This window comes from Chryseobacterium sp. IT-36CA2 (assembly GCF_949767875.1).
Classification (GTDB): Bacteria; Bacteroidota; Bacteroidia; order Flavobacteriales; family Weeksellaceae; genus Chryseobacterium.
Genome location: NZ_CATKPG010000022.1, coordinates 478,174 through 488,766, shown reverse-complemented (window position 1 = coordinate 488,766; position 10,593 = coordinate 478,174). Strand labels below are relative to the sequence as shown.

Genomic DNA, 10,593 nt, shown 5'->3' with positions numbered 1-10,593 from the left:
CCCGATTCTGTCAAAAATAATATTAATATGATATTATAAAATTACGGTCTGTATTGAGTGTGCCGGAGCATTCAGTTTGGCAGCCATTCCTTCAATCCACAGATTGGTTTCAATATCATTATCAGAATCGTTCATAATAACAGTAACCAACTGTCCGTTTTCATTCATAAATGCGGAAGAAGTCAGAGCTGCTCTGTTAGAAGAACTTCCGATTCTCTGGGCGTTTGGCTTGATGTATTTTGAAACGTGGCCTATATAATAGTATTCATAGGTGTAGAATACTTCTCCTGTTTTGGTATCTGCGATAATTGGAGCAAAACAGAAGTTTCCTTTATGGTTAGGTCCTCCCGTTTCATCCAGAAGAATATTCCAGTCAGTCCATAGCGCATTTCCTTTGTTGAAATCGTTCAGCATATTTTTGCTGTATAGTTCTCCCAGGCTTACATCATAAATCTTATCCATATTGAACTGCTCTTTACATCCTTCGGTGAATGCTAGAAACTTATCAGGAAAAGCTCTGTGAGTTTCAGCTAAATTGTCAAACAGCTGGGTTTTATTATTCCATGTTTCATACCAGTGATAGCCGATACCGCTGGCATATTTTGATGTTTCCGGGTCGCTTAAAGTGGTCGTGGCTCTCTGATAAATAAGGTCTCTGTTATGATCCCAGATCATTACTTTTTTATCTTTATATCCGTTTTTCCAAAGGGTTGGACCAAGATTCTTTTTCAGGAATTCTCCTTCTTCTTCAGCAGTGTAGATACATGATTCCCAGCTTTGGGTAGCCATTGGCTCATTCTGAACGGTTAATCCCCAGATATTGATTCCTCTTTTTTCGTATTCTTTAATAAATTTGATATAATAATCTGCCCATGTCTGATAATACTGATTTTCCAATCTTCCACCTTTGTATAAGCTTTGGTTTGATTTCATCCATGCTGGCGGGCTCCACGGAGAGAAATAAAAGGTAAAATTATTTCCTATAGCCTTTTGAGCTTCTTTAATCATAGGAATTTTATATTTCTCATCATGAGCAACATTAAAGGTTTTCAGTGAAGTATCATTGTCTTCTACATACGTATAAGAATCACTGGAAAAGTCACAGGAGTTCATATTAGTACGAACCACAGTATATCCCAATCCGTTTTTTCCAAAATAAGCGTCAAGAATTTCCTTCTGCTTGTTCTTTGGCATTTTATAAAAAGTCTCCGCTGATGCATCTGTGATAGCACCTCCTATTCCTATCAGTTTTTGATATTTAAAATTCGGAGCCACAAAAATGCAGGCATCCGTTTCTTTAGGCTGCCCGAATTGTTCAAATTTCACCGCTCCTTTATCCACCATCTTCTCATTCACTTTCGAATTGGTAAGGACTACTTTAGCTGTTCTTCCTGCATTCTTTTTCCAATAATTCTGAGCATTGACATTAATGACAACGCCTACTACAAAACAACTTACAATTAGTTTTCTCATGATTTTTTCTGTTTTTGGACCTTTCGTCCCCTTTTTCATTATTTATTCTGATAGACTCTTACGTAATCTATGTAATACTTCTGTGGAAAAACCGTATCATCAATACCTTCTTTCCCACCCCAAAATCCTCCTACTGCAAGATTTAAAAGAATAAAATAAGGCTGATCAAAAGGCCATGCTTCCTTAGTTTTTTCTTTATTCTCATAGGTGAAGAATTTCTGATTATCTATATAAACATCAATTTTTTCCGGAGTCCAGTCTGCTTTATAGACATGGAATTTTTCGCTGGCATCCTTTACAAATAAAGTATCGGTCTTCTGTGTTCCCTGAATATGATTGTATTTTTTGGTATGAACAGAAGCATGGATATATCCCTGATTAAACCCAACATGTTCCATGATATCCAATTCACCATCATCCGGCCATTTCTTCATATTTTCGCTCATCATCCAGATGGCTGGCCACGTTCCTCGACCTTTGGTAAGCTTTGCTCTCACTTCTATTGTTCCATACTGAAAAGAGAATTTTCCTTTGGTTAAAAGTCTTGCAGAAGTGTATTTATTCTTATCCCAATTTTCTTTTCTGGCTTCAATGATGAGATTTCCATTTTCCATTCTGGCATTCTCAGGCCTGTTTTTGGTATAAAACTGAGCTTCCTGATTTCCAAAGCCGTCTCCTCCGGTCTCATAATTCCATTTTAATGAATCCGGAAGCCCTTTGCCATTAAACTCATCACTCCAAATCAATGTTCTGCCAGCATCTGGTTTGTTTGAAGCACAATTGAATACAGAAAGGAAGAAAATTCCTGCTGCAGACATTTTGATGAGATTTTTAGCTTTGAGATTCATATGTATTAGATTTTTAAGTTTTGGCTAAAGCCAATATTTCTGATGTTTTTAATGAGCAGGGTTCCTTCGTCTCTGCCCAGGATTATAGCCCGCTCCTATTACATTTTCTCCAATTTATTTCGTCCAGTTAACTCTTTTGGCCTGAACATTTTGAGAATTGGCTCCGATCATAATGTCGAATTCTCCACCTTCCCAGTCAAAATTTAACTCGTCATCAAAGAACTTCAAATCTTCTGGAGTAAGTTTAAAATCGATTTTTTTACTTTCTCCTTTTTTGATGAATATTTTCTGAAAACCTTTCAGCTCTTTTACAGGTCTTACTACTTTTCCGAAAAGATCTCTGATATAAAGCTGTACCACTTCTTCTCCATCATATTTTCCTGTATTGGAAACAGTAACGCTGATATTCAACGCTTGATTTCCTGTAAGGTTTGTGGAACTTAAAGTCATGTCAGAATATTTAAAATCCGTATAGCTTAAACCATATCCAAACGGGTATTTTGGATCATTATCAAGATCTATATATGCCGAAACATAGTTTCTGTCTGTATTATTTTTTGCAGGCCTTCCTGTATTATAGTGATTATAATAGACAGGAATCTGACCTTCTGTTCTTGGAAAGCTCATTGGAAGTTTCCCTCCAGGATTTACCGAACCGAATACAACGTCTGCAATGGAATTTCCAGCTTCTGTTCCCAGCCACCACGTGTATACAATTGCAGGAATATTGTCTGACGCCCAGTTGAAAATCAAAGGTCTTCCGGCATTGATCATCAGAATGATTGGCTTACCAGTCTTGGCAATTTCTTTCAGTAAATCTTCCTGAACTCCCGTAAATCCGATATTACTTCTACTTTTTGCTTCTCCGCTCATCGCATGGCCTTCACCTAATGTCATGATGACCACATCAGCTTTTTTTGCCGTTTCTATAGCTTCTGAAAACTGACTTTTGTCTTGATCATCAACGTTACAGCCTTTAGCATATAATAAGGTAGAGTTTTTATCCAGTTGATTCTTAATTCCGTCAAATTGTGAAACAATTCTTTGGTTGTCATCTTTAAAAGCAATAGACCAGAAGCCATGATTAGCCACTGTTTCTTTACCAAAAGGACCAATCAGAGCGACTGTTTTTACCGTTTTTGAGAGCGGAAGAATATTTCCCTGATTTTTAAGAAGAACGATACTCTTTGAACCAAATTCTCTTCCGAATTTTCTGTTTTCCTGATTATCGGTCTGTTCTTTTTGTCTTTTTTCGTTACTGAACCTGAAAGGATCATCGAAAAGTCCCATTTCGAATTTCTTGGTTAAGATTCTTCCCGTTGCATCATCTACCAATTTGGGATCTACTTTTCCTTCTTTAACCAGTTTTGGAAGTTCTGCCATGTAGACACGGCTTTCCATATCCATATCACTTCCCCCTTGTATGGCTCTTTCTGCTGCTTCATTAGCATCTTTAGCGTAACCATGAGGAACCATTTCTCCGATACTTCCCCAGTCTGAAACAACAAAGCCTTTATAATTCCATTTTCCTTTTAAAAGATTTCTCTGAATATATTGGTTGGCCGTTGCCGGAACGCCGTTAATATCATTGAAGGAATTCATAAAAGTGGCAACACCTGCTTCTGCTGCGGCTTTGAACGGCGGAAGATATGTTTCATTCAGCTGTCTGAGACTCATATCTACGGAATTGTAATCTCTTCCACCCACAGCAGCTCCATAAGCTGCAAAGTGTTTTGCGCAAGCCATCACCGCATCCAGACTTCCTAATCCTCTCCCCTGAAATCCTTTAATTCTCGCCAATCCGATTTTTGTTCCCAGGTAAGTATCTTCACCGGAACCTTCCATTACCCTTCCCCATCTCGGATCTCTTGCAATATCCACCATTGGAGCAAATGTCCAGTGAATACCGTAAGCAGCAGCTTCTGTCGCTGCAATTCTTTCAGATTTTTCTATCATTCCCAGATCCCAGCTTGCGGCCTGTCCCAAATTTACAGGAAAGGTGGTACGATATCCATGAATAACATCCTGTCCGAACAGCAAAGGGATTTTCAGTCTTGACTGCATGGCCAGTTTCTGAAAGGCCCGGGTTTCTTCTGATCCTGCAACATTCAGCATAGAACCTACTTTTCCTTTTTTAATTTCATCCAAGACAGCAGCTGAATTAGAATGCTGTGGCCCTGTGGCATATTCAAACCCACTGTACTGAACCATTTGTCCTACTTTCTCTTCCAAAGTCATTTTAGACAGCAATTCTGCTACTTTCTGATCAATTGTCTTTTGTCCGTAAGCATTCAATCCAAATGCGGAAAATGCCAGTAAGAAATAAACTCTTTTCATAGTATCAAATTAAAAAATATAGGTTGCTGTAGAACGTCCTGAAATTGTTACAGCAGCAGTTTTCCCGGCAAATTTAATATTAAAATTCTCATCTTCTTTGTTGTCGTTCTGAACAATTAATACTATTTTCCCAAATTGAGTCTTAAATGCCGCAGTGGAAAGTTTATCGGTTTCTGTGGAAGCAATACGCTGAGATCCTGCAGGAACAAATTTCGAAGCGTGGGCAATAATATAATAGGAAACATTTCTTGTGAAATTCTCACTGTCGGAAACTGTAATGGCTCCTTTACATTCTGTGCACCCGCCGTCTGTATGCGGTGCAAATTTCGGATCATTGGCAAGGTTCCATTCCAGAGCAATTTTGCTCCAGTTTCTCATAGAACCGATGATAACATTTTTTGTATGCCAGTTCAGGTCTTCAGTAAAAGTTCCTTTTGAACCTGTCCATTGTTCAGTAAAGTATAGGTTTTTATCCGGAAAAGCTTCATGCACGGTGCTTAATGCCGAGATATCTCCTTCATACAAATGAAAAGCAGATCCATCAATATATTGGTTGGCTTCAGAGTCTTTTAAAATATCAATAGCATATTCAGGTTTATTGCAATTGTGGTCATAGACAACAATTTTAGTAGTAATTCCATTGGCTTTAAAAACCGGGCCAAGATGATTCTTAATAAAATCTCCCTGTTGTTCAGATGGCATGTACAAACTAGGATTGTTTCCCGGATGTAAAGGTTCATTCTGTGGAGTTACAGTATCAATAGTAATACCTTCTTTTTTCATTCCCTGAATGTATTTTACAAAATATTGCGCGTACGTTCCATAGAATTCAGGTTTTAAGCTTCCTCCTTTTGATTTTCCGTTATCTTTCATCCAAACCGGAGCCGACCACGGAGCTGCAATGATTTTAATTTTAGGGTTGATTGATAAAATCTCTTTCAACATAGCAATCAAAGCTTTATCTTTTGCCAGACTGAATTTTGAAAGAGAAGCATCCGTTTGCCCTTCAGGAAGATCATCGTAAGAGAATACTTCTCCATCAAGATCAGAAGCACCTATGCTTAATCTCAGATAACTTATAGAGATTGAATTTTTATCATTTCCGAAAAGTTCGGCAAGCAGTGCTTTTCTTTTGGAAGGTGACAATCTGTTGATTACCTCAACACTTCCTCCTGTTAATGTATATCCAAAACCATCAACATATTGAAACTTTTGAGCATCATCAATTTCAATATTCTGAAAGCTGTTGGTATTATTTACAAATTTAACGGGAGCCTGCTGCTGTAATTTTACACTTTCATCATCTTTTGTAAGCCAGTACTGCACTTCATTTCCTTTATTGGACATCACTGATGTACATGATAAAGGGAAAAGGGCCACACCACTAAGTAGTGCGGCACCTCTAAAGAAACTATATAAGTTGTAAAACTTCATATTTAGTAACCAGGATTTTGTTTTAAAGCTGTATTCGGCAATTCATTGAACGGAATTGGAAGAATTTCATTTTTATTGGCTTTAAATCCTTTGAAGGCCAGCTTAGAAGGGGCATCTCCCCATCTTACGAGGTCAAACCATCTGTGTCCTTCTCCTGCAAGTTCTCTTCTTCTTTCATCTTTAATAGCCTGTAAAGAAACCGGAACCGACGCTAATCCAACTCTTGATCTTACCGCATCTAATAAAGCCTGAGCTCTTGCTCCTGTTCCACCTAAAGCTTCTGCTTCCATCAGATAAGTATCTGCAAGTCTTATAGCGATATAGTTTTGACGGAAATTCAGCTCTGCTGGTCCTGGGAGTGAACTTTTTAAAGCATTCGTGGGTAAGTATTTATTTAAGAAATATCCTGTATCAGCAAATGCCGGGCTGTATGTTATTTTACCATCTGTTACCAGTTTTTTTGCATTAAAAACAGTCACATCCAACCTTGGATCTCCTTGCATGAAAGTAACAAAATTCTCTGTTACAGTATTAAATGCCCAGCCTGAATAGATATCAGGGGCATCGTTATTCGGGATGTCTTTTAGTGAATAAGAACGCGGTCCTACCATTACGTTGATCGAATTCCCTTCATCTTTACCCTGTCCCCAGAACCCCCAATCGGAGTTTCCTTTATTGGTATGCATTACTTCAAGGATAGATTCTGTTGAAAATTTATAAGGATCTGATAATTCAGGACCTACTTTAAATAAATCTGCATAATTGGCTACCAGTTTATATCCATATTGGCTGGTTCCTCCAGGAGTACCATTTACCTCAGCAAACTGTGCTGCTGCTTGAGGCATTTTTTTATCATACAGATAGATTTTACCTAAAATAGCTCTGGCTGTTCCCTGTGTGATTCTTCCTCTATCATTCCCGCTTGATACCATCATCAGATCCGGAATGGCAGCATTGATGTCACCTTCTATCTGAGTATATACATCACTTGGATTAGCTTGTGGAATATTCCAATAGTTATCATCAAATTTTACGGATTTAAGAATCAAAGGAATATTTCCAAACATTCTTAGTAGTTCGAAATAATATAAGGAGCGAAGAACTTTTGCTTCTGCGATATATCTTTTCTTAATATCATCACCCATATTAGCTCCCGGAACTCTTTCTATTAAAAGGTTAGCACGTGCAATTCCCTGATAATAGTCTCTCCAGTAACTGGCTGGCATTGTATTCGGGTTTATCATATAGTTATTTAGTCCCTGAATTCCTGCTCCATCATTAGAGTTTCCCCCTCCGGAATAAAAATCATCAGATCCTGCATTAAAAAAGGTAACCGTATTCTCAAATCCACCGGAATATTTTCTCAAAAGATCATATACTGAAACCAGAGCACTGAAAGACTGCTGCTCATTCTGAAAATACAAATCAGTATTAAAAGATCCTGAATTCTGAACATCATCCAGATAGGAATCGCTGCAACCCATATTGGTAAAGCTCAGACCTGTCAGAAACGCTACGGCAAGTCCTTTATATATAAAATTCTTATTTTTCATTTTGTTAGTCATTAAAATTGAATATTAGCCCCTATCAGGAATGTTCTTGCCTGTGGATAGTAAGCTCTGTCTACACCCACAATATCCTGTTCAGAATTATTTCTTCCTGCAATTTCCGGATCATATCCTGTGTATTTTGTAAAAGTGATCAGGTTTTCTCCTGTGATATACAGTCTTACTTTACTCATTCCGAACCGTTGAGTAACATCCTTAGGAATGGTATACCCTAACTGAACAATTTTCAAGCGTACATAATCACCTTTCTGAAGATAATAATTAGACATCCATGAATAGTTATGGTTAGGGTCATTACGTGTAACTCTTGGGTTATCGTTGGTAGAACCTTCACCTGTCCATCTGTCTAAGATTTTTGTCTGATAGTTGGCATCAAGCATATCCAGTCTTCTCAGACCCTGGAAAATTTTATTACCAGCCTGCCCTTGTGCAAACATCATTAAATCAAAATTCTTATAATTAAGATTTACGGTAAGTCCGAAAGTATATTTCGGGATAGAGCTTCCCAGGTTTACTTTATCTTCATCATCAATTTTACCATCTCCATTGTTATCCTGCCAGATAAAGTCTCCCGGTTTTGCATCAGGTAGTAATTTTACTCCATTCGCGTTTACATAATTATCAATTTGTGTTTGATTTTGGAAAACACCACTATAGGTCTGTCCGTAAAATGACCCGTAAGGCTGTCCTACTGCTACTCTTGATACAGCTCCCATTGTTTGAAAAGAAGCTAAGTTGAAGTATTTAATATCATCTTCCAATCTAAGAACTTCATTCTTTATGGTTGCAAAGTTACCATTCACTGAAATTCCGAAATCTTCCCAGTTCTTTTTATAACCTAATTCAAGCTCCAGACCGGTATTCTGCATATCTCCCACGTTTGACCAAGGTAAATTCGGAACTCCTACATAACCGGGGATATTGATTTGTCGAAGGATATCACTTGTCTTCTTTTTGTACCAATCTGCTGTAAGGGTGAAATTATTGAATAATTTCAAATCCGCAGCAATATTCAGCTGACTGGTCTGTTCCCATTTCAGATTGGGATTTTCCAGCGTACTTGGTGCATATCCAATGATGATATTATTTCCAGAGTTGGTATAGTTACTTCCTGAAACCATGAAACTTGCAAATCTGAAATTATCCATTTCATCATTACCTAAAACACCGTAACCTCCTCTTAGTTTTAAGTTGTTGATTACTTTATTCTCAGGCCAGAAGTTTTCTTTATGTACATTCCATCCAAGAGACATAGATGGGAAAGTTCCCCAATGCTGATTGGTAGCAAATTTTGAAGATCCATCTCTACGAATTGTTCCCGTGAATAGATATTTGTCTGCATAATCATAAATAATTCTACCAAAATAAGATGCTTTACGGGTTTGAATACCATCCCATCCGGTTGCAGTAATATTATCCTGCGGAATATTAAAGTTGAAAGAAGCATCCTGCCAATTATCAATAGGTAGGTTACTATAGGTAAGACTAGTCCCGCCAGCAATGTTATAGCGGTAAACTCCCTGCCCAACCATAATGTTGATATTATGATCTCCGAACTTATTCTGATAGGTTAAGGTATTTTCCATACTCCATTCGAATTTATTTTCGTCTACCTTATTCAGGCTGTTGAAGCTGGTGTTATTATAGTTTGGACTTAAATAATATTTCGGAGTAAAAGAACGGCTTCCCCAATAAGATTTTTTTCCATTCAAACTGGATTTAAAGGTAAAATGCTCAAGAAATTTAAGTTCGGCAAAAACATTTCCTACAAAATCATCTGACCAGCTATAATTTCCTTGTTGTATGTGACGGAAAGCCTGGGGATTGGTCATTTCCTGATTTACATATCTTGAAATTCCATATGGACGACCTTCAGAATCACGAATGATATATGGATTGGTATAGCCGCTCGGATCTACCATTGACCAATCTGTTACAACAACTGGAGTGGTAGGATCCAGATTAACGGCTGAAGCCAACGGCCCCCCGTATTCCTCGTTTGCACTTACTCCCTGAGACTTCACATGGGTGTATGCAAAGGTTTGACCTAACGTCAGATAATCTGTAACTTTATGTGTTGAATTAAATCTTGCATTGATTCTTTTGTAATAAGAAATATCACTCAATACAATACCACTCTGATCAAAATATCCAAAGGATGTATAATATGTTGACTTTTCATTACCTCCGGTAATGCTTACTTCATGAGAAGATTTTTCACCTGTCCCGAAAATAGCATCCTGCCAGTTTGTGCCTTTTCCAAATGATTCCGGATTAGTAAACCTTGGGGTTCCTCCATCATTAACGAAACCTTCATTGATGATTTTGGCATATTGTGTAGCATCTAAGAGATCCAGTTTTTTAGAAGCATTAGAAAAACCGTAAAAACCATTATAAGAAAGAGTAAGTTTTCCTTTTTTTCCTTTTTTAGTGGTTACCAGAATTACCCCTTTGGCAGCAGAAACTCCGTAAATAGCTGCTGAAGCACCGTCTTTTAATACTTCGATACTTTCTATATCAGACTGGTTAAGCCACCCGATATTGTCTACAACAATACCATCTACCACCCATAAAGGGCTGTTACTTCCTGCTCCAAAACTGGTAATCCCTCTTACACGAACAGTAGCTGCAGCACCGGGCTGCCCGGAATTGGTTACAACAGAAACACCAGCTGCCCTTCCCTGTAATACCTGTTCCGGTTTACCAGATGGAATGTTTTCTATGTCGCTGGCTTTAATACTTGCTATAGCTCCCGTTACATTACTCTTTTTCTGAGTACCGTAACCAATGACTACAACTTCGTCTATTTTGTTTTCTTTAGCAAGTGTGTCCTTCGCCTTGGTAGTCTGGGCACTGAAGTTGGCCGTAAAATAGAGGACGGCAACCACTCCTACACTTCTTGATATTCTTACATTCATATACAGTTATTGTTT

General features: G+C 38.0%; 6 protein-coding genes. All 6 read right to left on the bottom strand.

What is annotated here, in order from left to right; translation table 11 throughout:
* Nucleotides 1-33: 33 nt before the first annotated feature.
* Nucleotides 34-1,473: a glycoside hydrolase family 30 protein gene (locus ACM6F9_RS16970; RefSeq protein WP_414846799.1), complete on the bottom strand. Its 1,440-nt coding sequence runs from the start codon at nucleotides 1,471-1,473 to the stop codon at nucleotides 34-36.
* A 38-nt stretch (nucleotides 1,474-1,511) separates the two neighbouring features.
* Nucleotides 1,512-2,321 carry a family 16 glycosylhydrolase gene (locus ACM6F9_RS16965; RefSeq protein ID WP_414846798.1) on the bottom strand — a complete coding sequence of 270 codons (810 nt, stop codon included), beginning with the start codon at nucleotides 2,319-2,321 and terminating at the stop codon, nucleotides 1,512-1,514.
* 114 nt (nucleotides 2,322-2,435) lie between these two features.
* A complete protein-coding gene (gene bglX / locus ACM6F9_RS16960; RefSeq protein WP_414846797.1) occupies nucleotides 2,436-4,658 on the bottom strand; it encodes a beta-glucosidase BglX in 2,223 nt (740 codons plus the stop codon).
* A 9-nt stretch (nucleotides 4,659-4,667) separates the two neighbouring features.
* Nucleotides 4,668-6,092, bottom strand: a complete 1,425-nt coding sequence (locus tag ACM6F9_RS16955) for a glycoside hydrolase family 30 protein (RefSeq protein WP_414846796.1) — start codon at nucleotides 6,090-6,092, stop codon at nucleotides 4,668-4,670.
* A 2-nt stretch (nucleotides 6,093-6,094) separates the two neighbouring features.
* Nucleotides 6,095-7,645 carry a RagB/SusD family nutrient uptake outer membrane protein gene (locus ACM6F9_RS16950; protein WP_414846795.1) on the bottom strand — a complete coding sequence of 517 codons (1,551 nt, stop codon included), beginning with the start codon at nucleotides 7,643-7,645 and terminating at the stop codon, nucleotides 6,095-6,097.
* An 11-nt stretch (nucleotides 7,646-7,656) separates the two neighbouring features.
* Entirely contained in the window at nucleotides 7,657-10,578 is a 2,922-nt protein-coding gene (locus ACM6F9_RS16945; protein WP_414846794.1) for a SusC/RagA family TonB-linked outer membrane protein, read from the bottom strand.
* Between the last annotated feature and the right edge of the window lie 15 nt (nucleotides 10,579-10,593).

Excerpts from the sequence above, each read along its gene's own strand:
- ACM6F9_RS16965 (WP_414846798.1), bottom strand. The coding sequence starts at position 2,321 with ATGAATCTCAAAGCTAAAAATCTCATCAAAATGTCTGCAGCAGGAATT.
- ACM6F9_RS16945 (WP_414846794.1), bottom strand. The coding sequence starts at position 10,578 with ATGAATGTAAGAATATCAAGAAGTGTAGGAGTGGTTGCCGTCCTCTAT.
- ACM6F9_RS16970 (WP_414846799.1), bottom strand. The coding sequence starts at position 1,473 with ATGAGAAAACTAATTGTAAGTTGTTTTGTAGTAGGCGTTGTCATTAAT.
- ACM6F9_RS16950 (WP_414846795.1), bottom strand. The coding sequence starts at position 7,645 with ATGAAAAATAAGAATTTTATATATAAAGGACTTGCCGTAGCGTTTCTG.
- bglX (WP_414846797.1), bottom strand. The coding sequence starts at position 4,658 with ATGAAAAGAGTTTATTTCTTACTGGCATTTTCCGCATTTGGATTGAAT.
- ACM6F9_RS16955 (WP_414846796.1), bottom strand. The coding sequence starts at position 6,092 with ATGAAGTTTTACAACTTATATAGTTTCTTTAGAGGTGCCGCACTACTT.